The 24,925-nt window shown below is 69.6% G+C and carries 26 protein-coding genes, 1 tRNA gene and 5 pseudogenes; 21 read left to right on the top strand and 11 right to left on the bottom strand.

All coding sequences use genetic code 11. The annotated features are described in order from the left end of the window. Positions 1-34 precede the first annotated feature (34 nt). Both KAE78_RS01755 and KAE78_RS01750 read left to right on the top strand, forming a co-directional pair. Positions 35-1,076: pseudogene (locus KAE78_RS01755) on the top strand (methionine ABC transporter ATP-binding protein). Beyond that, a complete protein-coding gene (locus KAE78_RS01750) occupies positions 1,076-1,735 on the top strand; it encodes a methionine ABC transporter permease (protein WP_223171500.1) in 660 nt (219 codons plus the stop codon). The pseudogene KAE78_RS01755 and the gene KAE78_RS01750 overlap by 1 nt, the downstream one beginning before the upstream one ends. Here the strand turns inward: KAE78_RS01750 and KAE78_RS01745 are convergent. Beyond that, the gene (locus KAE78_RS01745; protein ID WP_223171499.1) at positions 1,722-2,630 is read right to left on the bottom strand and encodes a pseudouridine synthase; all 909 of its coding nucleotides are present in this window, start codon (positions 2,628-2,630) and stop codon (positions 1,722-1,724) included. The two genes, KAE78_RS01750 and KAE78_RS01745, sit on opposite strands and share 14 nt — an antisense overlap. A gap of 157 nt (positions 2,631-2,787) precedes the next feature. Between KAE78_RS01745 and KAE78_RS01740 the strand changes: the two genes are divergently transcribed. Beyond that, a complete protein-coding gene (locus KAE78_RS01740) occupies positions 2,788-4,086 on the top strand; it encodes an HNH endonuclease signature motif containing protein (RefSeq protein ID WP_223171498.1) in 1,299 nt (432 codons plus the stop codon). 154 nt (positions 4,087-4,240) lie between these two features. Here KAE78_RS01740 and KAE78_RS01735 read toward each other — a convergent pair. Then, a pseudogene (locus KAE78_RS01735) lies at positions 4,241-4,733 on the bottom strand (MarR family winged helix-turn-helix transcriptional regulator). Between the two features lie 75 nt (positions 4,734-4,808). Then, entirely contained in the window at positions 4,809-5,435 is a 627-nt protein-coding gene (locus KAE78_RS01730; RefSeq protein ID WP_223171497.1) for a winged helix-turn-helix domain-containing protein, read from the bottom strand. 82 nt (positions 5,436-5,517) lie between these two features. On the opposite strand from KAE78_RS01730, the gene KAE78_RS01725 reads away from it, so the two are divergent. The 10 genes from KAE78_RS01725 (at position 5,518) to KAE78_RS18215 (ending at position 12,894) form a co-directional block, all read left to right on the top strand. Next, on the top strand, positions 5,518-6,546 hold the full coding sequence (locus tag KAE78_RS01725; protein ID WP_223171496.1) for an MFS transporter: 1,029 nt from the start codon (positions 5,518-5,520) through the stop codon (positions 6,544-6,546). Beyond that, the gene (locus KAE78_RS01720) at positions 6,483-6,845 is read left to right on the top strand and encodes a hypothetical protein (RefSeq protein WP_223171495.1); all 363 of its coding nucleotides are present in this window, start codon (positions 6,483-6,485) and stop codon (positions 6,843-6,845) included. Before KAE78_RS01725 ends, KAE78_RS01720 begins: the two co-directional genes overlap by 64 nt. Before the next feature lie 53 nt (positions 6,846-6,898). After that, positions 6,899-6,970, top strand: a tRNA-Gln gene (locus KAE78_RS01715). Between the two features lies 1 nt (position 6,971). Beyond that, on the top strand, positions 6,972-8,438 hold the full coding sequence (gene glmU / locus KAE78_RS01710) for a bifunctional UDP-N-acetylglucosamine diphosphorylase/glucosamine-1-phosphate N-acetyltransferase GlmU (protein WP_223171494.1): 1,467 nt from the start codon (positions 6,972-6,974) through the stop codon (positions 8,436-8,438). Next, complete coding sequence (locus KAE78_RS01705; protein WP_223171493.1) at positions 8,413-9,447, top strand: ribose-phosphate diphosphokinase; 1,035 nt, start codon at positions 8,413-8,415, stop codon at positions 9,445-9,447. The genes glmU and KAE78_RS01705 overlap by 26 nt, the downstream gene beginning before the upstream one ends. A 26-nt stretch (positions 9,448-9,473) precedes the next feature. Then, entirely contained in the window at positions 9,474-9,959 is a 486-nt protein-coding gene (locus tag KAE78_RS01700; RefSeq protein ID WP_223171492.1) for a hypothetical protein, read from the top strand. Beyond that, on the top strand, positions 9,956-10,555 hold the full coding sequence (locus KAE78_RS01695) for a hypothetical protein (protein ID WP_317451821.1): 600 nt from the start codon (positions 9,956-9,958) through the stop codon (positions 10,553-10,555). The genes KAE78_RS01700 and KAE78_RS01695 overlap by 4 nt, the downstream gene beginning before the upstream one ends. After that, on the top strand, positions 10,476-11,339 hold the full coding sequence (locus KAE78_RS01690) for an FAD:protein FMN transferase (protein WP_223171491.1): 864 nt from the start codon (positions 10,476-10,478) through the stop codon (positions 11,337-11,339). The genes KAE78_RS01695 and KAE78_RS01690 overlap by 80 nt, the downstream gene beginning before the upstream one ends. A 9-nt stretch (positions 11,340-11,348) precedes the next feature. Further along, positions 11,349-12,386, top strand: coding sequence for a hypothetical protein (locus KAE78_RS01685; RefSeq protein ID WP_317451820.1), 1,038 nt, complete (start codon positions 11,349-11,351; stop codon positions 12,384-12,386). 133 nt (positions 12,387-12,519) lie between these two features. Next, a complete protein-coding gene (locus KAE78_RS18215) occupies positions 12,520-12,894 on the top strand; it encodes an FAD-dependent oxidoreductase (RefSeq protein WP_317451819.1) in 375 nt (124 codons plus the stop codon). Here KAE78_RS18215 and KAE78_RS01680 read toward each other — a convergent pair. The 6 genes and pseudogenes from KAE78_RS01680 to KAE78_RS01655 form a co-directional block, all read right to left on the bottom strand. Further along, complete coding sequence (locus KAE78_RS01680) at positions 12,866-13,261, bottom strand: sensor histidine kinase (protein ID WP_223171490.1); 396 nt, start codon at positions 13,259-13,261, stop codon at positions 12,866-12,868. The two genes, KAE78_RS18215 and KAE78_RS01680, sit on opposite strands and share 29 nt — an antisense overlap. Further along, the gene (locus tag KAE78_RS01675) at positions 13,258-13,659 is read right to left on the bottom strand and encodes a cell wall metabolism sensor histidine kinase WalK (protein WP_223171489.1); all 402 of its coding nucleotides are present in this window, start codon (positions 13,657-13,659) and stop codon (positions 13,258-13,260) included. The genes KAE78_RS01680 and KAE78_RS01675 overlap by 4 nt, the downstream gene beginning before the upstream one ends. Then, positions 13,644-13,829 carry a hypothetical protein gene (locus tag KAE78_RS01670; protein ID WP_223171488.1) on the bottom strand — a complete coding sequence of 62 codons (186 nt, stop codon included), beginning with the start codon at positions 13,827-13,829 and terminating at the stop codon, positions 13,644-13,646. The genes KAE78_RS01675 and KAE78_RS01670 overlap by 16 nt, the downstream gene beginning before the upstream one ends. Next, positions 13,814-14,401, bottom strand: coding sequence for a hypothetical protein (locus KAE78_RS01665; protein WP_223171487.1), 588 nt, complete (start codon positions 14,399-14,401; stop codon positions 13,814-13,816). Before KAE78_RS01665 ends, KAE78_RS01670 begins: the two co-directional genes overlap by 16 nt. Beyond that, positions 14,398-15,125 (bottom strand): annotated as a pseudogene (locus KAE78_RS01660) (response regulator transcription factor). The gene KAE78_RS01665 and the pseudogene KAE78_RS01660 overlap by 4 nt, the downstream one beginning before the upstream one ends. Before the next feature lie 74 nt (positions 15,126-15,199). Next, positions 15,200-15,985 carry a FadR/GntR family transcriptional regulator gene (locus tag KAE78_RS01655; RefSeq protein ID WP_223171486.1) on the bottom strand — a complete coding sequence of 262 codons (786 nt, stop codon included), beginning with the start codon at positions 15,983-15,985 and terminating at the stop codon, positions 15,200-15,202. Positions 15,986-16,116: 131 nt separating this feature from the next. On the opposite strand from KAE78_RS01655, the gene KAE78_RS01650 reads away from it, so the two are divergent. From KAE78_RS01650 to manD, 8 genes and pseudogenes are all read left to right on the top strand, one after another. Further along, positions 16,117-17,427, top strand: a complete 1,311-nt coding sequence (locus KAE78_RS01650; RefSeq protein ID WP_223171485.1) for an ABC transporter substrate-binding protein — start codon at positions 16,117-16,119, stop codon at positions 17,425-17,427. A 71-nt stretch (positions 17,428-17,498) separates the two neighbouring features. Beyond that, entirely contained in the window at positions 17,499-18,425 is a 927-nt protein-coding gene (locus tag KAE78_RS01645) for a carbohydrate ABC transporter permease (RefSeq protein WP_223171484.1), read from the top strand. A 79-nt stretch (positions 18,426-18,504) separates the two neighbouring features. Continuing rightward, positions 18,505-19,311, top strand: coding sequence for a carbohydrate ABC transporter permease (locus tag KAE78_RS18210; RefSeq protein ID WP_317451818.1), 807 nt, complete (start codon positions 18,505-18,507; stop codon positions 19,309-19,311). 37 nt (positions 19,312-19,348) lie between these two features. Continuing rightward, positions 19,349-19,858 carry a gluconokinase gene (locus KAE78_RS01635; protein WP_223171482.1) on the top strand — a complete coding sequence of 170 codons (510 nt, stop codon included), beginning with the start codon at positions 19,349-19,351 and terminating at the stop codon, positions 19,856-19,858. Further along, positions 19,858-20,130: pseudogene (locus KAE78_RS18205) on the top strand (D-galactonate dehydratase); the annotation flags it as partial. The gene KAE78_RS01635 and the pseudogene KAE78_RS18205, both read left to right, overlap by 1 nt. Positions 20,131-20,138: 8 nt before the next feature. Next, entirely contained in the window at positions 20,139-21,014 is an 876-nt protein-coding gene (locus KAE78_RS01630; protein ID WP_317451817.1) for an enolase C-terminal domain-like protein, read from the top strand. Positions 21,015-21,096: 82 nt separating this feature from the next. Then, positions 21,097-21,672 (top strand): bifunctional 4-hydroxy-2-oxoglutarate aldolase/2-dehydro-3-deoxy-phosphogluconate aldolase, encoded by a 576-nt coding sequence (locus KAE78_RS01625; protein ID WP_262927707.1) that lies wholly within the window; start codon positions 21,097-21,099, stop codon positions 21,670-21,672. Further along, positions 21,669-22,898, top strand: coding sequence for a D-mannonate dehydratase ManD (manD, locus tag KAE78_RS01620; RefSeq protein WP_223171480.1), 1,230 nt, complete (start codon positions 21,669-21,671; stop codon positions 22,896-22,898). Before KAE78_RS01625 ends, manD begins: the two co-directional genes overlap by 4 nt. Positions 22,899-22,921: 23 nt before the next feature. Here the strand turns inward: manD and KAE78_RS01615 are convergent, their stop codons facing one another. Together KAE78_RS01615 and gndA are read right to left on the bottom strand one after the other, a co-directional pair. Continuing rightward, complete coding sequence (locus KAE78_RS01615; RefSeq protein ID WP_223171479.1) at positions 22,922-23,350, bottom strand: VanZ family protein; 429 nt, start codon at positions 23,348-23,350, stop codon at positions 22,922-22,924. A gap of 41 nt (positions 23,351-23,391) precedes the next feature. Continuing rightward, positions 23,392-24,845: pseudogene (gene gndA, locus KAE78_RS01610) on the bottom strand (NADP-dependent phosphogluconate dehydrogenase). Between the last annotated feature and the right edge of the window lie 80 nt (positions 24,846-24,925).

The following is a 24,925-nucleotide window of genomic DNA, read 5'->3' as shown; positions in this document are numbered from 1 at the left end:
CCCGATTCTCCCGTTTTCCCCTACCGGAGCACATATGCCCATCGTCACCCTCGAGAACGTCTCCAAGGCCTACCCGGCCACAGGGTCGCCCGGCACCGATGTGGTCGCCGTCGACGACGTCACCCTCCGCATCGACAAGGGGACGTCTTCGGCATCATCGGATACTCGGGTGCGGGCAAGTCCACCCTCGTGCGTCTGATCAACGCGCTCGAGCCCGCCACCTCCGGGTCGATCACCGTCGACGGGAAGGAGATCACCGCCCTCTCCGAGAGCGAGCTGCGTCGTGTGCGCAGCGGCATCGGCATGATCTTCCAGCAGTTCAACCTCTTCGCCGCCAAGTCCGTGCGGGCGAACATCGCCTACCCCTCAAGCTCGCCGGATGGTCCAAGGCCGACATCGACGCCCGGGTGGCGGAACTTCTCGCCTTCGTCGGCCTCAGCGACAAGGCGCGCGCCTACCCCGAGCAGCTCTCGGGAGGCCAGAAGCAGCGTGTCGGCATCGCCCGCGCGCTCGCCACGCGCCCCTCCATCCTCCTCGCCGACGAGGCCACGAGCGCCCTGGATCCCGAGACCACGCACGAGGTGCTCTCGCTCCTGCGGCGCGTCAACGAGGAGCAGGGCGTGACGATGGTCGTCATCACCCATGAGATGGATGTCATCCAGACCCTCGCGACCAAGGTCGCGGTCATGGACGGCGGGCGCGTGATCGAGCAGGGCGAGGTCTTCGAGGTCTTCTCCGCACCGCAGCATCCGGCCTCGCAGCGCTTCGTCGGCACGGTCGTCAAGGGCATCCCCTCGCCGGCGGAGCTGGCGGTGCTGCGAGAGCGCCATGCCGGTCGGATCGTCACCTTCTCGTTCCGCGACGGCGACTCCTCCCAGGCCGCGGTGTTCCTCGACCTCGCCGCGGCGGGTCTGGAGTTCGAGCTGATCTACGGCGGCATCAACGACATCCGCGGCCGCGCGTTCGGGCATCTGACCCTGGCCATCCGGGGAACGGATGCCGCGATCGACGCGGCCCTGGTGCAGATCGGCACCCATGTCGAAGTGACCGACATCTCCGGAGAGGGGGTGCGCTGATGGATCGCCTCATCGAACTCATGCCGGAGTTCTGGATCGCCGCGGCGGAGACGCTCTACATGGCCGCGCTCACGCTGGTCTTCGGCGGTCTGCTCGGCGGCATCATCGGCCTCGGACTGTACGTCAGCCGCGCAGGCGGCCTCCTGCCCCACCGCGTCGTGTACGCGGCGCTCAACGTGATCGTCAACTTCTTCCGGCCGATCCCCTTCGTGATCCTCATCGCGGTCGTCGCCCCGCTCTCACGGGTGATCGTGGGCACCGGCATCGGCCCGAACGCGGCGATCGTCGCGCTGTCGCTGGGCACGGCCTTCGCGATCGGTCGCATCGTCGAGCAGCACCTCGTCGGCGTCTCGGCCGGCGTGATCGAAGCGGCCCGGTCCATGGGCGCGGGGCCATGGCGGATCCTGCTGACCATCGTCGTGCCGGAGGCGCTCGGCCCGCTCATCCTCGGCTACACCTTCGTCGTCGTGGCGATCATCGACATGACCGCGATGGCCGGTGCCCTCGGCGCCGGCGGTCTCGGCGCCTTCGCGCTCGTGTACGGCCACCGGCAGTTCAACCCGGTCGTCATGTGGGCTGCGATCGTCCTCATCGTGGTGTTCGTGCACCTCGTTCAGACGCTCGGGATGCGGCTGGCGCGCAAGGTCATGCGCCGCTGAGGTCCAGCCGCGTGGTGAACACGCGCTGGTCGCCGCTGAGCGGGTCGACGAAGCGCAGTTCGCGCGCGAGCAGTTGCAGCGGTTTCGTGAAGTCGTCGGGCGCCTCGGGCAGCAGTTCCGGGTAGAAGGGGTCGTTCCGGATGCCGGCGCCGATCGAGGCGAGGTGCACCCGCAGCTGGTGCATCTGACCGGTGTGCGGTCGCAGGCGTGTGCGCAGCATCCGTGCGTCCGCCGAGATCAGTTCGATGACCGTCTCGGCGTTGGGGGCGGCATCCGGGATCTCCTGCACGCGCAGCACGCCGCGCTCCTTGCGGATGTGCGAGCGGACGGTGAGGGGGAACTCCGGCGCCTCGGTCGGCGGGTGGGAGATCGCCTCATACTCCTTCTCCACCTCGCGCCGCTCGAACAGAGTCTGGTAGGCGCCGCGGGTCTGCGGGCGCGCGGAGAACATGACGAGACCGGCAGTGTGCCGGTCCAGCCGGTGGATCGGCGTGAGATCGGGGTTGTCCAGCCGGTTGCGCAGTCGCACGAGGGCGGAGTTCTGCAGGAACCTCCCCGACGGGGTCGTCGGCAGGAAGTGCGGCTTGTCGATCACGACGAGGTCGTCGTCCTGGTGCAGGATCTCGATGTCGAAGGGGATCTCGCGTTCGACCGGAGGCTCGCGGTAGTACCAGATGAAGTCGGCGGCGCCGAGGGGCGATCGGATGCTGAGAGCCGCCCCGTCGCGACCCACGACCTCGCCGCGCTCGAAGCGGGCGCGCAGGGTGTCGGGGTCGACGTGCCCGAAGCGCGAGACGACGTAGTCGGCGATCGTCTCCCACGGACCCGTCCTCGGCACGCGCAGGCGCGTGGCGCCCACTCCGTCGCGCGGCGGGAGCGGTGAGTGCATCGCCATCAGGCACCGCTGCTTCTCGCCATGACGAGAGCCTATCGAGCGCGGTATCCGGGGTCCCTTCGCCGGCTCTAAGAGGCGTTCGATTTCTCCGGGAAATGTGCGAAGAATGCTTCGAAAATGCTTGCATAAGATCGAAGATATATACTAATCTTGAATCATGTACTCCACTCCACGCGACGAGCACCGCGCCGGCGATCTGCCCGGTGTGCCGGCGCCATTCCCGTGGGCCGGCCCGGGGTTGTCCGAAGCGCTCGACGATGCGGTCCTGCTCTCGAATGAGATGGCGATGCTCGCCGCCGAACGCTTCCGTTCGATCCAGCGGCTGCACGCCGAGATGCTGTCGCATGTCGGGCCGGGCGGAAGGTCCACGCGCGACGTGATGGAGCGCAGCCTCCGTCTGGAGGTCGCCTCTGCACTGCGCATCACCGAGTACGCGGCAGAGGAGCTGCTGTACGTCGCCGTGACGCTGGTGGAGGAGTATCCCGCCGCGCTCATCTCCCTCACGCACGGTCGAATCACCGAGCAGCACGCCAAGATCATGGTGAAACTGCTCTCCGAGGCACCGGAAGAGGTCCGCAGGCCGCTCGTCGGTCGTGCCGTGGATCTCGCAGAGGATCTCCCCGTCGGAAGCTTTCGGCGAGCGCTGAAGAAGCTCATCGAGGCGGCCTGCGCCGACAGTGCGGCCGAGCGTCACGCGGCTGCACTGGAAGGGCGCCGTGTGGATCTCGTGCCGCAGCGCGACGGCATGGCGACGCTGGAGATCCATGGTCCGGAGGTCGAGCTGCGCGCGATGCACGGGCGGGTCACCGCGATGGCCCGTGCCATCGGCGAGGCCGAGGACGAGACGCGCACCCTCGACCAGCTTCGGGCCGACGTGGCCTGCGACCTTCTCGTCGACGGCAGCACGACCGTGCACCCCGAGCAGGTGCGCGGCATCCGCGCGACGGTCGTCGTCACCGTCCCGGTGCTCTCCCTCCTCGACGACGATGCCGCCGGAGACCCGCCGATGGTCGAAGGGTTCGGACCGATCCCCATCGACAAGGCGCGCGAGCTCTGCGGCGGCGCCCGTGAGTGGATGCGGGTTCTCACCCACCCCGAGACCGGCATGGTCCTCTCCGTGGGGCGCACGCAGTATCGGCCGCCGGCGGCGCTGCGTAGGCTCGTGAAGTGGCGTTCCGATCGGTGCATGGCACCCGGATGCGGCGTCCCCGCCTCTCGCTGCGAGATCGACCACAATGTGGCGTGGATCGACGGCGGGTGCACGAGCCTGGAGAACCACGCGCCGTTCTGCACGGGCCATCATACCGTGAAGCATCACGGCGGGTGGCGGGTCACGCAGATCCCCGACAGCGGCGGCGCCATCGAATGGATCTCCCCGGCGGGCCGAAGATACGTCGTCGAGCCCGAACGCCGGGTGCCGGTCTTCACGCCGAGTCCCGAGCCGGCGCCCTTCTGAGCGAGCGTGCCGGTACTGCACGAACCTGCCTGTACGAGCGCCCGCGTTTCGAGCGAGCCCTTCGAGCGGCTCAGGGATCGGCCCCTCGACCGGCTCAGGGACCGGGCCTATGAGCGCGCCCTCGGGGCATCGAGCCTTCGACGCATCGAGCTTTCTACGCGTCGAAGCTGAGGCTGAGCTTGCGCAGGAGGGTGGCGAGCCGTTCGCGCTCGCCACGGGGGAGGGGCGCAGCAGCTCCGCCTCGATGTCGACGAGACGGGTGATGGCGGCATCCGTCCGCATCCGACCGTCCTCCGTGAGGGTGACCAGCACTCCGCGGCGGTCGTCGGGGTCGGCCTCGCGCGTGACGAAGCCGCGCTCGACGAGACGGTCGATCCGGTTGGTCATCGTGCCGCTGGAGACGAAGGTCTCGTGCAGCAGCTGCTTGGGGGAGAGCTGGTAGGGATCGCCGGCACGGCGGAGGGCGGCGAGCACGTCCCACTCCCAGGTCTCCAGATCGCTGCGCCGGAACACGTCGCGCCGGGCGCGGTCGAGGTGGCGGGCGAGGCGGTTGACGCGGGAGAGCACCTCGAGGGGGAGAAGTCCAGATCCGGCCGCTGGGCGTTCCACGCGCGGACGATGCCGTCCACTTCGTCGCTCGTGCTCATGGTCCCATTATCCGGTGTCCGGCTTTTCGGGCACCCGACGATGAGCGTCGACCGGAGTCGTGGTGATCGGCGGGTTCAGAGCGTGTCATCGGCGGCGATGATGTCGATGTCGAAGGCGCGGGTGCCCGGTGCATTCTCGTCGTGGGCGTCTTCGGCATCGCTGATGGCCTTCTGGATCACCGCCATCAGCTCCACGAACTCCGCTTCGGTGAGGTGGGTGGACGAGCGCGTGAACGTTCCGTGCACGTGCGTCTCGCGCCCTGTCGTGTACTCCGGCGCCCATGCGGCGACGCGGCGCACCAGGTCGTAGTGCTCGGCGACGAGCGCCTGGATGACGGCGTCGCCCAGCGCCTCGTCGGGGACAGGATGCTCGGCGTTGCCCAGGCTCCACGAGCCCTCCGATACCTTCCAGACTCGATCGCGTCCGTCGCGGGCCTTCTCGGGCGCCTCTTCGATGAGGCCCGCGTCGGCGAGAACCCGAAGGTGGAAGCTGACCTTGTTCGCGGGTTCGGCCAGCTCGGCAGCGGCGTCTGCGGCCCGAAGATGCCGGCGCTGCCGCAGCAGCTGAAGGATGCGCTGGCGAAGCGGATGCGCCATGGCTTTGAGCATCGCCGTCGACATCGTGGCGGCTTCGGCGTGCCCGGTGGAGGACATCCGGGGCGTCGGCTCCGACTCCTCGGGTGCGTCCTGATCGACCGTCATGCTCCTCAGCATAGTCGAAACTCGCACATATATTTGCGCAAAAAGAGTTGCGCAAATAAAGCTGCACAGTTACGCTCGTCACATGGAACCCACGACCGACACCCCGACGGAGACCCCGGCCGTGCGCCTCTGGCGTGTCGCCGGCTACAAGACCTGGTTCGTCAGCGACACCGCGAAGGAGCTCGCCGGAGCGCTGACGAGCTTCGCGGTGCCGCTCATCGCGCTCATGGTCACCGATGATCCCGCCCAGGCCGGGGTCATCGCCGCGGTCGGGATCGCGGTGGGGGTCGTGCTCACGCTCGTCGGTGGTGTGCTCGCCGATCGGCACCGCCGCGTCGTCCTCATGCTGATCGGCTCGCTCATCGGCGTCGTCCTGGCCGGAGCCTTCACCGTCCTCGACGCCGCCGGCGCCTGGACGTTCGCCCTGCTGCTCGCGGTCAACGTCCTCCTCAACGCCCGAGAGGGGCTGTTCGACATCGCCGGGGAGACCGCGGTGAAGGGCATCGTGCCTGACGCCGCCATGGGGCGGGCGCAGGCGGCCAATCAAGGCAGAGGCGCGGTCATCCAGCTCGCGGGCGGACCGCTCGGCGGTATTCTCCTCGGCGTCGGCGGATGGCTGATCGGGCTTGTCGCGATGCTCTGCCATGCCGTCGCCGCGGTGACCGCGTGGATGCTCGGGCGCGGCGCGCGAGAGGAGTCCCGCGCCGCATCCGCCCCCGCCGGCGAGGCGGGAACGCCCCGCGAAAGGCTCCTTCCGCAACTGCGCAGCGGTTTCGCCTGGATGCTCTCGCGGACCGATCTGCGGGGCGTCCTGTGGGCCGCGACCATCATCAACCTCGGCTTCAGCGCGGCGATCACGACGGTGATCTACGCGCTGCAGCAGGACGGCCACGCGCCGGTCACGATCGGGTGGTTCTCCGCCGTCACGGGTGCCGCGATGCTCGTCGGCGCCATCATCGCTCCGCTCCTGCTCCCGCGGGTCCCGCGAGCGTGCTCATCATCGGCGGTCTCGGCGCGGCGGCCACCGGCATCCTCGTCCTGTCGCTCGTGGACTCGCTCATCGGGATGCTCGTCGTGCTCGCCGCCGCGGTCCTCTTCGTGCCCGCCCTGAACTCCGCGCTCCTGGGCTACTTCATGGTCGCCGTCCCCACGCAGATGCTCGGGCGCGCGAACAGCGCGATGCAGGTGCTGGCCATGGGCGCGATGCCCCTGGCGCCGGTCGTCGCCGGCTTCGGGCTGTCGTGGGCGGGCCGGACTCCGACCCTCCTCTTCTGCGGCGCGCTGTGCGTCGTGGCGGCGCTGGTCTCCGTCACCAACCGCGGCCTGCGTTCGCTTCCCGTCGAGAGCGGCTGGAGCGGGCATGCCTCGCGCTTCGCCCGCGACGGAGGGCGTCCGCAGGGGGAGGCGTGATCGGGCGCGGGGCATGGCAGACTTGACGGGCAGGATCCTCGCGGATGCTGCGGTCCGCCGTGGTGTAATGGCAGCACGACAGCCTTTGGAGCTGTGAGGTCTAGGTTCGAGTCCTGGCGGCGGAGCGTGACTGACAACAACCCCCTCGCGATCATCGTCCTGGCGGCAGGGCAGGGCACGCGGATGAAGTCGCGCCTGCCGAAGGTGCTGCATCCGATCGGCGGGCGCCCGCTCGTGGGCCACGTGCTCGCGACGGCCCGGCGCCTCGGCGCCGCGCACATCGAGGTCGTCGTCCGCCATGAGCGCGACCGCGTCGTGGCGGCCCTGCAGGAGGAGTACCCCGACGCGATCATCGTCGATCAGGACGAGGTCCCCGGTACGGGCCGCGCGGTCCAGCTCGCCGTCGACGCGCTGCCGGCCGACTTCTCCGGCGACGTCCTCATCCTCTCCGGCGACGTGCCCCTGCTCGACGCCGAGACCCTCCAGGCTCTCGTCGAGGGCCACCGTGCGGCATCCGCCGCCGCCACGGTGCTCAGCGCCCGGCTTGACGACCCCACCGGCTACGGGCGGGTCATCCGCGACGGCGAGGGCGCGGTCGAGCGCATCGTGGAGCAGAAGGACGCCTCGGATGCCGAGGCCGCCGTCTCCGAGATCAACGCCGGCGTCTACGTGTTCCGGGCCACCTCGCTGCGGGCCGTCGTGCCGCAGCTGACGCAGGACAATGCGCAGGGGGAGCTGTACCTCACCGACGTCATCGGCCTGCTGCGCCGTGCGCAGGAGCGGGTCGCCGCCGAGCTCGCCCCCGACCCCGCCGCCGCCTTCGGCGTCAACGACCGGGTGCAGCTCGCCGAGGCGGGTCGCGTGCTCAACGATCGGATCGTGCGCCGCTGGCAGCGCGAGGGCGTCACGATCGTCGATCCCGCGACGACCTGGATCGACGACACGGCGACTCTCAGCCCGGATGTCACGATCCTGCCGAACACGCACATCCTGAGGGCGACGACCGTCGCCGCCGGGGCGACGATCGGTCCCGACACCTCGCTCGTGGACTGCGAGGTCGGCGAGGACGCCGTGGTGCGGCGGACGGATGCCACGCTCGCCGTGATCGGCGCCCGTGCCACCGTCGGTCCCTTCGCCTACCTGCGCGCCGGCACGGTCCTCGCCGACGACGGCAAGATCGGCACCTACGTCGAGACGAAGAACGCGCAGATCGGTGCGGGCAGCAAGGTCCCGCACCTGTCGTACATCGGCGACACGACGATCGGCGAGCGCGTCAACATCGGTGCCGGCGCGATCACGGCGAACTACGACGACCTCGCCAAGCACCGCACCGAGATCGGCGACGAGGTGCACACCGGCTCGCACAACGTCTTCGTCGCGCCCGTTAGAATCGGTGACGGAGCCAAGACCGGGGCGGGAGCGGTCGTCCGCAAGGACGTCCCTGCCGGCGCACTTGCTCTGACGGTGGCACCTCAGCGCAATGTCGAGGGCTGGGTCGAGAACAACAGGGCAGGTACGGGGGCCGCAGAAGCGGCGGCTCGCGCACGAGCGGCAGAGAAGGCGGACGATGGCTCGCAAGAAGAAGACCGTTGAGCTCGACAAGGACAACGGCATCGCGCCGGGCCTGGTCGCCAAGACCAAGAAGCGGCTCGTCGTCGCGGGCGGGCGTTCGCACCCGCAGCTGGTAGCCGCCGTCGCCGAGGCGATCGGCACCGAGCTCGCGCCCACCGAGCACCGCACCTTCGCCTCCGGCGAGATCTATGCCCGCTTCGAGGTGTCGATCCGCGGCTGCGACCTCTTCCTCGTGCAGACCTTCGGCACGCCGGTCAACGAGTGGCTCATGGAGACGCTCATCATGATCGACGCGGCCAAGCGCGCCTCCGCCAAGCGGATCACCGTCGTCGCGCCCTACTTCCCCTACTCGCGTCAGGACAAGAAGGGCCGCGGCCGCGAGCCGATCAGCGCCCGCCTGGTCGCCGACCTCCTGCGCACCGCCGGCGCCGACCGCATCATGAGCGTCGACCTGCACGCCGCGCAGATCCAGGGCTTCTTCGACGGCCCCGTCGACCACCTCTTCGCCAAGCCCGTGCTGCTGGACTACTTCCAGAAGACGCTCACCGCCGAGGACCGCGAGACCCTCACGGTGGTCTCGCCCGACATGGGTCGGGTGCGCGTCGCCGACACCTGGTCCGACAGCCTCGGCGCGCCGCTGGCGATCATCCACAAGCGTCGCGACCCGAAGGTGGCCAACCAGGTCACGGTGCACGAGATTGTGGGCACCGTCGACGGCCGCACCTGCCTCCTCGTCGACGACATGATCGATACGGGCGGAACGATCGTGAAGGCCGCCCAGGCGCTCAAGGCCAACGGCGCCCGCAAGGTGATCGTCGCCGCGACCCATCCGATCTTCAGCGATCCGGCATCCGAGCGTCTGCAGGACTCCGCGATCGACGAGGTCGTCGTGACAGACACGATCCCGCTCTCCGAGTCGCGCCGCTTCCCGGGCCTGACGATCCTGCCGATCGCGCCGCTGCTGGCCCGTGCGATTCACGAGGTCTTCGAGGACGGCTCGGTCACGAGCATGTTCGGCGGCGACGCCTAGGCGCTTCGCCCGCCGGGCCCGAGATCATGACGAGGGCGAGAGGCGCACTCGGAATCGCGATGCTGGTCGTGGCCACGGGGGCGCTGTGCTCCTGCGCGGGGTTCCCGGGCGTGCGCTCGGAGATGTGCGTCACGTGGGTCTCCTTCGATCCGCCGCAGGCGGCCTTCGATGAGGCCACGGCCGTGGTCATCGGGGAACCCGCCGCCACCGGTACGACGGTGGAGATGTTCGGCGTCGCCGCGACGGTGCACGAGGTCGCCGTCGGCGAGGTTCTCAAGGGCGAGATTCCGGATGCCGGCACGATCCGGGTGGCGTCGACGCCGATGACCTGCACGGGCGGATCGGTCTACCCGGACGGCGATCCGCTCGACGTCGAGGGCGAGGTGATCGTGTTCCTCCATGGGCCCGAGGACGGCGTCTGGCACACGCTCACGCCCTTCGACGGCGTCCTGCCCCTGCCGGGCGACGGTACGCTGCCCTTCGAGGCGGAGGCGGAACCGCCAGCCCCGTGACCCTGCCCAGGCCCACCGCGCAGGAGCTCATCGCGAAGACACAGTCCAGTCACAAGCCGCACCCCTACGCTGAGATCCAGGGCATCCGTCCGAGAGGGAGCACACAGATGACACTGAACACCCCCGTCCGCTCCGGCGCCGCACTCGTCGGCATCGCAGGCATGGCCGTGCTGGCCGGGTGCTCCGGCGCCGCCGAGGCCGAGCCGCAGGAGCCCCGCGACTACGCCGATGGCACCTATACGGCGGAGGGCAGCTACCAGACGCCCGAGACCCTCGAGCAGATCTCGGTCACCGTCACCCTCGACGACGGCGTGATCGCCGACGTCGAGATCGTGGGCGATCCGCAGGCGGCCGAGAGCCGTCAGTTCCAGGGGCGTTCATCGGCGGGATCGCGGAGGAGGTCGTCGGCAAGCCGATCGATGAGGTCTCGGTGCGACGCGTCGCCGGCTCTTCGCTCACGAGCGGCGGATTCACCCAGGCGCTCGCCGCGATCAAAGAGCAGGCCGCCGGGTAGACATGCCCGACTGGCGGTTCGAGGCGATCGGCACGCACTGGGAGATCGAGACCGCAGAGCCCCTGTCGCCCGAGACCCGTGATGCGGTCTCCGTGCGTATCGAGGCCTTCGACTCGCAGTGGTCGCGATTCCGCGACGACTCTCTCGTCGCCCGTCTCGCCCGTGCCGGCGGGACGGTCCCCGCACCATCGGATGCCGCGGACATGCTCGACGCCTACGCGGCGCTGTCGGAGGCGACCGACGGCGCCGTCAATCCGCTCGTGGGGGAGAGCCTGGCACGGCTCGGTTATGACGCCGCGCTCACGCTGGATCCGGGCGACCCGGTGCGGGCACCCGCCGACTGGCGCTCCGTCCTGCGCTGGGACGCGCAGACCCTCGGGCTCGTCCGGCCGGCGACGATCGACGTCGGCGCGCTGGGGAAGGGGCGACTCGTCGATCTCGTACTGGCCGAGCTCGCCGATGTCCCCGGCGACCTCGTGGTCGACGCGAGCGGCGACCTGGCGGTGCGCGGGGGACCGGTGCGGGTCGGTCTCGAGCATCCCTACGACCCGAGCAGGGTGGTCGGCGTGATCGAGGTCGAGGATGCGGCGCTGTGCGCCTCGGCGACGAACCGCCGTGCCTGGGGCGACGGCCTCCATCACGTGCTCGACGCGCGCACCGGCCTCCCGGTCCGCGCGATCGCGGCGACCTGGGCGATCGCGCCCTCGGCGATGCGGGCGGACGCCGTTGCGACGGCGCTCTTCTTCGACGGGGGCCCGGAGCTGGCCGCCGCCTGGGGCGTGCAGTGGGCACGGATGACGACCGCCGGCACCGTCGAATGGGCGCCGGGCTTCGACGGCGAGCTGTTCGTCCCGGCCCGAAGCTAGGCTCGAAGCATGGCCCTCACCCTCACCGCCGCCCGGCAGCGCGTCCTGGCGCTCCTGGGCGCCGTCTCGATGTACCGGCTCGTCCTGACCGCGCTGGCGGGACTGATCCTCGTCGCGCTCGTCCTCTCGTTCTTCGGCCTGGTGGCCCCTGGCCCCGCCGAGATCGCCGCGACCTTCGTCGTTCTCGCGCTGGTGACCACGGCATCGGATGCCGCAGCCCACCGCCTCCTGCGGTTGCCGAATCGCATCGAGTCCTCGCTCGTGACCGCAGCGATCCTGCTGTTCGTGCTGCGCCCGAGCCTGGATCTCGGCTCTCTTGGCGGCATCGCCCTGGCCGGTGTTGTCGCGAGCGTCTCGAAGTACGTCATCGCCTGGCGCGGCCGGCACATCTTCAACCCGGCCGCGTTCGGGGCGGGAGTGGTCACCCTCACCCCGCTCGCCGACTCGTCCTGGTGGGTGGGCACCCCGGCGATGGCGATCGCGGTGGGCGTGCTGGGGCTGGCCGTGCTCTGGCGCACGGAGAAGCTGCGGGTCGTGCTGCTGTTCCTGCTGATCGCGGTGGGCACCTCCGTCATCCGCCAGGGCGTGCAGGCGCAGCAGGCCGGCATCCCCTTCGCGACCTTCGACGCGGGCTACCTCGCGCTCGTGCAGACGCCGTTCCTCTTCCTGGGCGCCTTCATGCTCTCCGAGCCGCTGACCCTGCCGCCCAGGCGCACGCAGCAGTTCGCCGTCGCGGCGCTCGTGGGCGTGCTGGCGGGGTGGCCGATCCAGGTCGGCGGACTCTTCAGCCTCGGCGCGGAGCGCGCCCTGCTGATCGGCAACCTGCTCGCCTTCGCGTTCGCGCTGCGCACCGCGGTGCGACTGACCTTCCGGGGCCGGGAGCACGTGACCCCGACGGTGCTCGAACTCACCTTCGAGACCAAGGGCACGATGAAGTTCACGCCCGGTCAGTATCTCGAGCTCGACGTGCCGCACCGGCGTCCGGATGCGCGGGGACGCGCCGCGAGTTCAGCATCGTCTCCACACCGCAGGATCTCCCGACGCTGAAGATCGCCTACCGCGACGGCGGGCAGAAGCATCCGTCGAGCTTCAAACGGGCCCTCGCGGCCGCCGAGCCCGGCGACGCGCTCGCGGTCACGGGCGTCTGGGGCGACTTCGTGCTGCCCAGGGGGATGTCCCGGTGCTGCTCGTCGCCGCGGGGATCGGAGTGACGCCTTTCGTCTCCCAGTTGCGCGATGCGGCCCAGCGTGGGCAGGCGCGCAACGCCGTGCTCGTGTACGTCGCCTCCGAGGCCGCCGAGCTGGCCTTCCGCGAGGAGCTCGAGGCCACGGGCGCCGAGGTCGTCGTCTTCACACGCGACGCGCCCGAAGGGCTGCCCGACAACTGGTGCTGGGCGCAGGGAGTCCGCCTGGACGCCGAGGGACTCCAGCAGGTCGTCCCCGACCTCGCCGGGCGTCACGCCTACGTCTCGGGCCCACCGCGACTCATCGCCGACCTGGCGCCCGCCCTCCAGCGCGCGCGGTCGCTCACGACCGACGCGTTCGCCGGCTACTGAGCAGGGGTTTCCGGGCGCGGGGAACCAGCGGGATCCGCACGGTGAAGGTCGTACTGCCGGGCTCGCTCTCGACCTCGATCGTGCCGCGGTGGCCGTCGACGATGGCCTTGACGATCGCGAGCCCCAGGCCCGTGCCGCCGGTCTGGCGGGCGCGCGAGGCATCGCCGCGGGCGAAGCGCGAGAACAGCTCGCCCCTGAGGGCGGGGTCGATCCCGGGGCCGTCGTCGTGTACGCGGAGGACGCCGGCATCCGGCTCCGTGCTCACGCTCACCGTGACCGTCGTGCCCTCCGGCGTGTGATTTCGTGCGTTCGCGATCAGGTTCGCGGCGACCTGGTGCAGGCGTCCGGCATCGCCGACCACGGTCACCGGCTCCTCGGGCACCTCGATGATCCAGTGGTGATCCCGTCCGGTGGGCTGCGCATCCGTGAGGGACTCCAGGGCGAGTCTGCCGAGGTCGACCGTGCCGTAGACCAGCTCCTGCCCTCGTCGAGGCGGGCGAGCAGCAGCAGGTCCTCGACGAGCCGGGTCATCCGCAGGGACTGCGCCTGGATGCGCTCCAGGGCCGTGCGCGTGGTCTCGGGATCGGAGGCCGCGCCCTCCATCGCCCGCAGCGACAGCTCCGAGTAGCCGCGGATCGACGCGAGGGGCGTGCGCAGCTCGTGGCTGGCATCCGCCACGAAGCGCCTCATCTGCTCCTCCTTGCGCTGGCGCGACGCGAGCGACGACTCGACGTGGTCGAGCAGGACGTTCAGGGAGGCGCCCACGACTCCGGTCTCGGTGCGCGGGTCCGCCTGCTCGGCGGGCACACGTTCGCTGATCTCGACGGTCCCTCCGCCAGGGGCTGATTGGCCACCCGGATCGCCGTCGCCGCGACGGCGCGCAGCGGGCGCAGGCTCATGCGGATCGTGACCGCGGTCGTCAGCGCGAGAAGCACGAGCCCGCCGAGTGTGGCGAGAGCGATCGTGGTGAACAGCGCCGCCAGCGTGCGCAGGTTCTCGGCGCGGGGAGGCCGACGACGATCGTGCCGGACGCCCCCTCCCTGATGGTCACGCGATAGGAGCCGTAGTCGTCCAGCGTCACGGTCGCGTCGCTCTGATTCACCAGGCCGACCGCGAGCGTGCGGAGGTCGTCCTCGTCGAGGTCCCGGATGCTGCCGCTGGACTCGCTCGTGGGTTCCACGATGGCCCCGGTGGGCTCGCCGCCGAACGGTGCGACCACGAGCAGGAGGCCCGGCAGGACGGAGCGTCCGGCGAGCACGCGCTTGGCGGTCACGCCCTCTTCGCTGGGGCGCAGGGCCTCGGCCGAGAACGCGGCGCCGGCCCACTGCGCGACGTTGGTCGTCGAGGCGCGCAGCTGGTCGTCCAGACGCGACTCCAGCGTGTATCCGAGCGTGGTGCTGGTCGCGGCCGCCACGACCACGAGGATGAGGGAGACGATGCCGATCACGGCCGCCATGATCCGCGTCTGCAGACGCAGCGGCCGGTGCGTCGTGCCCGCGGGCGTCACTGGGGCGCCTTGATCATGTACCCCACGCCGCGCACGGTGTGCAGGAGCGGGACGCGGCCGGCGTCGATCTTCTTGCGGAGGTAGGAGATGTACAGCTCGACGATGGAGGACTTGCCGCCGAAGTCGTAGCTCCACACGCGGTCGAGGATCTGCGACTTCGACAGCACCCGTCGCTCGTTGCGCATCATGTAGCGCAGCAGCTCGAACTCGGTGGCGGTCAGCTCGATCTCGGCGTCGCCGCGGACCACCTCGTGGCTGTCCTCGTTGAGCGTGAGATCGCCGACGCGGAGGATCGACTGGGCGTCGCCGGCGGAGGCGTAGCCCGAGCGGCGGATGATGGCGCGTAGGCGCGCGACGACCTCCTCCAGGCTGAAGGGCTTGGTCACGTAGTCGTCGCCGCCGATGGTGAGACCGGCGATGCGGTCGCCGACGGCGTCCTTCGCGGTCAGGAAGAGCACGGGGACGAGGTTGCCGGCCTCGCGCAGCCGCTTGAGTACGGAGAGCCCGTCGAGGTCCGGCATCATGATGTCGAGCACGAGCGCGTCGGGGTCGAAATCGCGCGCCACCTGCAGGGCTTCCAGTCCCGACCCGGCCGTCTGCACGTCCCAGCCCTCGACCCGCAGCGCCATCGCCAGCAGATCGGTCAGCATCGGCTCGTCGTCGACCGCGAGGATGCGGAGGGGGAGCCGTCGGGACGTCGGAGTTCGGGCTGCGCGTCGGTCATGCCCCCATTCTGCGGAATCTCCTATGAGGTTTCTATGGAGGATGCTATGCGTCTGCTGAGGATCGACCCGTGGCTCAGTCCGCGTCGGCGGGTGGTTCGAGCTTCTGATCCCAGATCGAGCTCATCTCCGAGAGGGCCCGCTCGGTGATCGCGATCATGGCGGCGGCCGCCTTGTCGGCGTTGCCGGTCTGGATCGCCGTCGCGATGTCGACGTGCCGCTGGAGGGCTTCGGGTGCGGGGAACTTCGGCATGAGCCCGTAGTGCGTACGGCTGCGCAGCACCTCTTCGACGAGATGGTGCAGCTTCGTGAACATCTCGTTGCCGCTCATCTCCAGGACCAGCCGGTGGAACTGCATGTCCAGGCGCAGGAACTCCTGGGAGTCGCCTTCGCGGCCTGCCGCCCAGATGCGGCCGGCGAGCCCGACGAGGTCGCTGGCCTGGCCCAGGGGGGCGCGGATCGCCGCGAGCCGGGCGGCGGCGGGCTCGATGGCCCCGCGCAGCTCGGTGAGCGAGCGCAGCTGGGCGACGCGGCTGGGGCCGGCCAGTCGCCAGCGGATGACCTGCAGGTCGTAGACGTTCCAGGCGCTGGGCGGCAGCACGCGCACGCCCACGCGTCGTTTGGGTGTCACCAGGCCCAGTGCCTCGAGCGCCCGCAGAGCCTCGCGCACGACCGGGCGGGACACCTGGAAGCGGCTCTCCAGTGACTCGGTCGTGAAGGTTGTCTCCGGCTCGATCATGCTGCCGCAGATCTCGCGCCCGAGCGTCTCGAGGACGAACTCGCGCAGATCGCCGGTCGGCGGAGCCGGCTCGGGTTCGAAGATCGGCGGTGCGGCTTCTTCGCCCGCGGGAGTGGCGCTCATGTGTCGATCATATCTTTTTTGTCACGCCAGTTGATAAGTATTACTTTTGGTGTGTATCGTAGCCACTCAGCAGATGTAAGGGCATCTGCGTGAGACCGTGACAAAGGGGCGCGGCTCAGGATGGAGACACAGTGAAGTACGGAAAGAAGTCCGTCCGCATCATCGCGGCGGCAACCACTGCGGTCATCGCGGGAGCGCTCGTCAGCTGCAGCTCCTCGCCTGAGATCGACGACGATGCGAGCATCGAGGGCACGACCCTCCGCGTCACGCTCGTCAACCACGTCTGGACCGAGCAGATCAAGGACCTCATCCCGCAGTTCGAGGCGGAGACCGGCGTCAACGTCGAGATCGCCCAGCTCGCCGAGGACCAGCTCTCCGACCAGTACAACGTGAAGCTCAACGCCGGCACCGATGAGATCGATGTGCTCATGTACCGTCCGCTGCAGGAGACCAAGCTCTTCGCCAGCAACGGCTATCTCACCGATCTCACCGACACGGTCGAGGACGACGCGGAATGGGACTGGTCCGACTTCCAGGACGGCCCGAAGGCGCTGACCACCTATGAGGACGAGGTCGTCGGCGTCCCCATCATCACCGAGCGCACGGTGCTCTACTACCGCAAGGACCTGCTGGAGGCAGCCGGTCTCGAGGTCCCGACCACGCTCGACGAGCTGGATGCCGCAGCCGCGGCGATCCACGCGCAGAACCCGGACGTCGCCGGCTATGTCGGCCGCACCGGCAAGTCCGCCGCGGTCACGCAGTTCAGCGCCTTCCTGTTCAGCTCGGGCGGACAGTGGATCAACGAGGACGGCACCTCGGCGATCGACACGCCGGAGGCTCGTGGCGCATACAAGTTCTACGGCGACCTCATCCGCAACCACACCAACGCCACGATCAACCCGGAGATGAGCTGGGCGGAGTCGTTCGCCGTGTTCCAGCAGGGTCAGGCGGCGTTCATCGCGGATGCCGACAGCCTCTACAAGAACATGATCGACCCCTCGCAGTCGACCGTCGCCGAGAACGTCGGCTTCGCGCCGTTCCCGGCAGGTGCCGCCGGCTCCAAGCCGTACAACGTCGCAGCGTGGGCTCTGGCGATCAACGAGGGTTCGACGAACCAGTCGGCCGCGTGGCAGTTCATCAAGTGGGCGACCTCTCAGGAGACCACGCTCGAGATGTCCAAGCTCGGCGTCATGGGCGCCCGCGCATCGGTGTGGGACAACGCCGAGGCCACGGCCGACTACCCGGCCGAGCTCATCGAGGCGATCAAGATCAACGGCGAGAACGGTGTCGGTCAGGACCGTCCGCTCGTCATCCAGGTCGCGCAGGCTCGCGAGATCGTCGGTGACCCGATCGTCGCCGCCGTCTCGGGCGGTGATGTCGACGCCGCCGTCGACTCCGCGCAGGCCTCCTTCGAGGCGTTCCTCATCGAGGACGCCGAATAAGACACCTCCTGTCTCGTCGCCGGCCGGGCCTCGGCCCGGCCGGCGACGAGCGCACCTCGTAGGAAGAACCCATGACCGCACTGCAGACCCCTGAAGAGGTCGGGACGGGCGAGCGCGTCAGCCGCTGGGCCAACAGGCACCGCAAGTGGCTCTTCGCCGGCCCCTCGATGGCCTTCACGGTCCTCCTCCTGGCGATCCCGCTGGCGTGGACCCTGTTCCTCAGCTTCACCGACTCCCGCCGCTCGGTCCGGCGTGAGTTCGGCTTCATCGGCATCGAGAACTACATCACGGCGCTCACCGACACCGAGCGATTCTGGCCCGCCGTCGGACGCACCTTCGCCTTCACCGCCGGCGCGCTCACCTTCGAGCTCATCTTCGGCATGATCATCGCGCTGCTGCTGTGGAAGCCCTTCCGCGGTCAGGGCGTCGTGCGCACGATCGTCCTCCTGCCGCTGGTGGCCACCCCGGTCGCCGTCGGCATGATGTGGCGGCTGCTGTTCGAGCCCAACATCGGCTTCGTCAACGAGATGCTCAGCTGGGTCGGCATCCCGCCTCAGCCCTGGCTCGCCGACCCTGCGACCTCGCTGGCCACATTGACCTTCGTCGACATCTGGCAGTGGACGCCGATGGTCGCCCTCATCCTGCTCGCCGGGCTCACCAGCCTCTCGGAGGAGCCGCAGGAGGCCGCCCGCGTCGACGGGGCCAACGGCTGGCAGCGCTTCTGGTACGTGACGGTGCCGCTCATGCGACCGGTCATCATCGCCGCCGTCCTGCTGCGCGGCATCGACGCCCTCAAGACCTTCGACATCCTCTACGCCACCAAGGGCAAGGGCGGTGGGGCCTTCCACGACGTGGAGACCCTGAACGTCTACGCCTACGGCCTGAGCTTCGACTACAACCAGTACGGGCTCGCCTCCGCCGTCCTCATCCTCTTCTTCCTGCTCATCCTCGCGGTGATCTGGGTCCTGCAGATGCAGAGAAAGGCGAAAGACTCATGACGACCATCGATGAGACGCGCGCTCTGGTCGCCCCCGGGTCGTCGCGCCCGGCACCGGTGCGCCGACGCCGGAGGATCAAGTGGGGCACGATCGGCCGCTTCGTCGGCCTCGCCCTGATCGTGCTGGCCTTCCTCGGACCGATCGTCTGGATGGTGCTGGCCAGCTTCAAGCACAACGTCCAGATCTACGACTCCAGCCAGGCGTTCATCTTCGAGCCCACGCTGGACAACTACGGCACGGTCTTCGACCCGCGCCGCGGCAACTATCTGGTCTACATCTGGAACTCGTTCTTCGTCGCGTTCATGGCCACGGCGCTCTCGCTCGTGCTCGCCGTCCCCGCCGCCTACGCGATGAGCCGCTTCCTCATGAACAAGTCGGCGATGGTCGTGCTCCTGGCACGCATCATCCCGGGCGTGAGCCTGCTCGTGCCGTGGTACTTCATCTTCGCGCAGCTGCGCATGACCGGCGGCTACATGCCGCTGATCCTCTCGCACATGTTCGTGTCGCTGCCGCTGATCCTGTACATCATGATGTCGTTCTTCGACCAGCTCCCGAGGAGCTGGAGGAGTCCGCGCAGGTGGACGGCCTCACCGCGATCGGCGCGTTCTTCCGGATCACGCTGCCGCTGTCGGTGCCCGGCATCGCCACGGCGACGATCCTGTCGTTCATCTTCTCGTGGAACAACTTCATGTTCGCGCTGGTGCTGGCGGGGCAATCGACCAAGACCCTCCCCGTGGCGATCTTCGACTTCATCGGCTATGCCTCCATCGACTGGGGCGCGCTCATGGCGGCATCGGTCGTCGTGACGACCCCGATCATGCTCATCGCGCTGTTCACCCAGCGGTACATCGTCTCCGGCCTCACCGCCGGCGCCACCAAGGGATGAGCCGGGTGTCGGGGGCACAGCCGTCCAGATCGTGGTGATGGGTGCGCAGGGAACGGGCAAGACCACCATCGGCGGCCTCCTCGCCGAGCGCCTCGGCGTCGCCTTCGTCGACGGCGACCGGCTCCACACGCCCGAGAACATCGAGCGGATGGCGGCGGGCCGCCCGCTCGGCGACGCGGAGCGCGAGCCCTGGCTGCGCCGGGTCGGCGAGACGATCGCGGCGCGACGAGGGGAGGGCGGGGTGGTCGTGGCCTGCTCGGCGCTCAAGCGCAGCTACCGCGACATCCTGCGCGAGTACGAGCCCGAGCTCTACATCGTCGAGCCGCACGGATCCATCGAACTCGTCGCGGCGCGGGTCAGCGCCCGCGCACACGAGTACATGCCGCCGGCTCTGCTGCGTTCGCAGTTCGACACGCTCGAGTCGCTGCAGGACGACGAGTGCGGCATCCGTGTCGGCATCGAACCCGCACCGGACGAGATCGTCGCGACGATCGTCGCGGACTACGTCCGCGAGAAGGTGAGCGAGAACATGACAGGAGAGCTGTGATGAGCGGCACCGACACCATCACCCGCGTCGAGGCGCTGCCGGTCGCGCCACGCTGGCTGTTCGTGCGCATCGAGACCGCTCAGGGCCTGGTCGGCTGGGGCGAGGCCTCGCTGGAGGGCTACGCCGATGTCGTCAAGGCGGCCGTCGATCAGTTCGGCGAGTACCTTCTCGGCAAGGATCCCGGCCGTATCGAGGATCACTGGCAGGTGCTCACCAAGGGTCAGTTCTACCGCGGCGGTGCGGTTCTGGCCAGCGCCGTCTCCGGCGTCGACCAGGCCCTGTGGGACCTGCTCGGCAAGCGTCTCGGCGTCCCCGTGCACGAACTGCTCGGCGGGGCGGTGCGCGACCGGATCCGCGCCTACGGCTGGGTCGGCGGAGACGATCCCGCGGAGGTCGCCGACCACATCTCCGCACAGCTGGAGGTCGGCCTGACCGCCGTGAAGATGAACGCCTCGGGACGCATGAGCCGGAACGGCTCGGCCGCCGAGCTCGACGGCGTCGTCGCCCGCGTCGCCAGCGCGCGGGAGGTGCTCGGCCCGACCGCGACGTGGCCGTCGACTGCCACGGACGCTTCACGCTCGCCACGGCCCGCCGGCTCGCGCCGCTGCTGGAGCCGCTGCATCCGTTCTTCATCGAAGAGCCCGTCGTGCCCGAGAATTCGCACATGATCGAGCGGATGGTCGACGCGACGACCATCCCGATCGCGGCGGGGGAGCGCCTCTACTCCCGCCAGGAGTTCCTGCCGGTGTTCCAGGCGGGCATCGCGATCGCCCAGCCGGACCTCTCGCATGCGGGCGGCATCAGCGAGACACGGAGGATCGCCGCGCTGGCCGAGACCTTCGACGCGCTCATCGCGCCGCACTGCCCGCTCGGCCCCCTCGCGCTGGCGAGCTGCCTGCAGCTGGGATTCGCGACGCCGAACCACCTGATCCAGGAGCAATCGATCGGGATCCACTACAACAAGGGCGCGGAGGTGCTCGACTACGTGCTCGATACCGCGCCCCTGAGGTTCGTCGACGGATGCTTCGAGCTGCTGACCGGGCCGGGGCTCGGCATCGAGATCGACGAGAAGGCGGTGCGGGATGCGGCATCCCGCTGGGAGACGTGGCAGAACCCGGTGTGGCGCCACGCGGACGGGTCGATGGCGGAATGGTGACGATCACAGGCGCACAGCTGCGCGAGAGGCTCGCCGAGGAGCGCCTCGTGGCGATCCTGCGGGGACGGATGTCGACGCGACCGTGCAGGCGGCGCGCACCCTGTTCGACGCGGGGGTGATGACGCTGGAGATCACCCTCACCCTGGACGGGGCGGAGGAGGCGATCGCCCAGGTCGTGCAGGAGGCGCCGGCCGGTGCCCTCGTGGGCGCGGGCACCGTGAACACCGAGGCCGACGTCGACCGCGCGGTCGACGCGGGCGCGCAGTTCCTCGTGACCCCGGCGCTGACGGCATCCGTCGCCCACGCCCATCGGCAGGACATCGGCGTGCTCCCCGGGGTGTACACGCCCACCGAGATCAAGACCGCGATGGACGCGGGTGCGGCGGCGGTCAAGCTCTTCCCGGCATCCGCCCTCGGCCCCGGCTTCCTCAGGTCCGTGCGCGACCCCTTCCCGGACGCCCGCATCATCCCCGTCGGCGGGGTCACGGTCGACACGATCCGCGCCTACCTCGACGCCGGCGCCTTCGCCGTGGGCGTCGGCGGGCCGCTCGTCGGGGACGCGGCGCGTCCCGGCGGTGATCTCGCCGCCCTGTCCCGACGTGCGGCGGAGTTCCGCGCCGCTCTCATCCCCGCACCCTCAGAAGGAGACCAGAAGTGATCATCGAAAAGGCCGAGGTCATCGTCACGAGCCCGGACCGCAACTTCGTCACGCTCAAGCTCACGACCGACGACGGTCTGACCGGGCTCGGGGATGCGACACTCAACGGCCGCGAGCTGGCGGTCGTGTCCTACCTGAAGGACCATGTCGCGCCGCTGCTGATCGGCAAGGACGCGCACCGGATCGAGGACACCTGGCAGTTCCTGTACCGCAGCGCCTACTGGCGCCGGGGTCCGGTCACGATGGCCGCGATCGCCGCCGTCGACGTCGCGCTGTGGGACATCAAGGCCAAGGCCGCCGGCATGCCGCTCTACCAGCTGCTCGGCGGCGCGAGCCGCAACGGCATCCTCGCCTACGGGCACGCGAGCGGACGGGATGTGCCGGAGCTGCTGGACTCGATCGCCCACCACCGCGAGCAGGGCTACCGGGCCATCCGCGTCCAGACCGCCGTTCCGGGCGTCAAGGCCGTCTACGGCGTGGCCGCGCAGCCGCAGACCAGCGGCAAGCGATACGACTACGAACCGGCCGGGCGCGGCGCCTCCCCGATGGAGGAGGACTGGGACACCCGCGCGTACCTGCGCCACCTTCCCGGCGTCTTCGAGGAGGTGCGAGGCGCGGTCGGGCCCGAGCTGCCGCTGCTGCACGACGGCCACCACCGCATGACGCCGATCCAGGCGGCGAAGCTCGGCAAGGAGCTCGAGCCCTACGACCTGTTCTGGCTGGAGGACTGCACCCCGGCCGAGAACCAGGAGGCGCTGCGCCTGGTGCGCCAGCACACCACGACGCCGCTGGCGATCGGCGAAATCTTCAACACCGTGTGGGACTACCAGACCCTCATCCGCGAGCAGCTCATCGACTACGTGCGCTCCGCGGTGACCCACACCGGTGGCATCACCCAGATGAAGAAGATCCTCGACTTCGCCGCGCAGTACCAGATCAAGTCCGGCATCCACGGTCCGACCGACATCTCGCCGGTCGGCATGGCCGCCGCCCTGCACCTGGACCTGGCCATCCACAACTTCGGCATCCAGGAGTACATGCAGCACGGCGAGCTGACGAACCGGGTCTTCCAGCAGTCGTTCACCTTCGAGGACGGCCTCCTCCACCCGGGCGACAAGCCCGGGATCGGCGTCGACCTCGACGTCGACGAGGCGGGGAAGTACCCGTACCAGACGGCCTATCTGCCCTACAACCGCCTCTTGGACGGCACCGTCCACGACTGGTGAGCGGCTGAGGCGCTGCCCGCGCGCTACCGGCGTCGCCGGTGGGGCGCGAGCAGGAACGCCAGCAGCAGCATGAGCAGCATGCCGATCACGGCGCCCGCCGTGTTCGCGACGATGTCTCGCGGATCGGCGACGCGGGTGTCGAGGAACTGCCACTGCAGGAACTCGATGCCCGCGCTCGTGAGCGCGCCCAGGATCGGCGCCAGCCACCACCTGTGCACGCCGAACCAGAGCACGCCGAAGATCCCGAAGGGGACGAACATCGCCACGTTCGCCGCGAACTCGAGGCGGTCGAAGGTGACCCACGCGGTCGAGGGCTGCTGCGCCAGCCAGGCCAGCAGTCGTTCGAGACCCCGGCCGAGGTCGCTGCCGTAGGGGGCGGCGCGCAGGGTCATCCAGCCCACCGCCCACAGGTAGGCCGCGCTGAGCACGGCCAGCACGATCCGCGCCGCCACGCGATGCACGCGCAGCGACAGCGGATCGCCCTCTGTCGCGCTCAGTGGGTGTCTTCTGCTTCGATCTCGGTGCGGTCGCCGGACCAGAGGGTGTGGAAGGTGCCTTCGCGGTCGGTGCGCTTGTAGGTGTGGGCGCCGAAGAAGTCGCGCTGTCCTTGGATGAGGGCGGCGGGGAGGCGGTCGGCGCGGATGCCGTCGTAGTAGGACAGGCTGGAGGAGAAGGCGGGGCGGGGATGCCGGCGGTCGCGGCGGCGATCACGATGCGGCGCCAGGCCTCCTGAGCGCGGGTGAAGACCTCGGCGAAGTAGGGAGCGGTCATCAGCACCGGCAGCTGCGGGTCCTCGGCGTAGGCGTCGGCGATGCGGTTGAGGAACTGGGCGCGGATGATGCACCCGGCCCGCCAGATCTTCGCCACCGCACCCAGATCGATGTCCCAGCCGTATTCGGCGGCGCCGGCGCGGATCTCGTCGAAGCCCTGCGAGTAGGCGACGATCTTCGATGCGTACAGCGACAGGCGCACGTCCTCGATGAATCCGTCCACATCGTCGACCTCGAAGGTGGCGGGGCCGGGGAGGTCGGATGCCGCAGCGCGCTGTTCGGGGTGGGAGGACAGCGAGCGGGCGAAGGTGGCCTCGGCGATGCCCGAGACGGGGACGCCGAGGGAGAGCGCGGTCTGCACGGTCCAGGCGCCGGTGCCCTTGGCGCCGGCCTGGTCCAGGATGACGTCCACCAGGGGCTTCCCGGTGGCGGCGTCGGTCTGGCGCAGCACCTCGGCGGTGATCTCGATCAGGTACGACTCCAGCTCGCCGCGGTTCCACTCGGCGAAGATCTCGGCGATCTCGGCGGGGGTCTTCCCGGTGCCGCGGCGGATCAGGTCGTAGGCCTCGGCGATCAGCTGCATGTCGGCGTACTCGATGCCGTTGTGCACCATCTTCACGAAGTGGCCGGCGCCGTCGTGGCCGATGTGGGTCACGCAGGGTTCGCCCTCGGCGCGAGCTGCGATCGAGCGGAGGATCGGGCCCAGGGTGACCCAGGACTCGTCCGAGCCGCCGGGCATGATCGACGGGCCGGTCAGGGCGCCCTCCTCGCCGCCGGAGATCCCTGCGCCGACGAAGTTGATCCCGGTCTCGCGGACGCTCTTCTCGCGGCGGATGGTGTCGGGGAAGTAGGCGTTGCCGCCGTCGACGATGATGTCGCCGGGCTCGAAGACCCGCACCAGCTCATCGATGACCGCGTCGGTGGGGCCGCCGGCCTTGACCATGATGATCGCCGTGCGCGGCTTCTGCAGACTCGCGGCGAACTCCTCGTAGGAGAACGCGGGCACGAACCCGGCCTCGGGGTGCGCGGCCACCAGCTCGTCCGTCTTGGCGCGCGACCGGTTCAGCACCGCGACCGTGTTCCCCTCCCTGCTGGCGAGGTTCCGGGCGAGATTCGAACCCATCACAGCGAGTCCGACGACTCCGATGTTGGCGGCGCCTGTGGCGGCAGAGGACATGGTGCACCTTCCGATAAGCAAGCGGGAGCATGCCGGGCGGGCGAAGCCTGACGTCCCGGTGGTTCCAGCGTAGCGGGGTG

The sequence above is a fragment of the Microbacterium sp. NIBRBAC000506063 genome (assembly GCF_017968845.1).
Taxonomy (GTDB): Bacteria; Actinomycetota; Actinomycetes; order Actinomycetales; family Microbacteriaceae; genus Microbacterium.
Note: the sequence above shows the minus strand (reverse complement) of the source record. Positions and strands in the feature narration are given on the sequence as shown.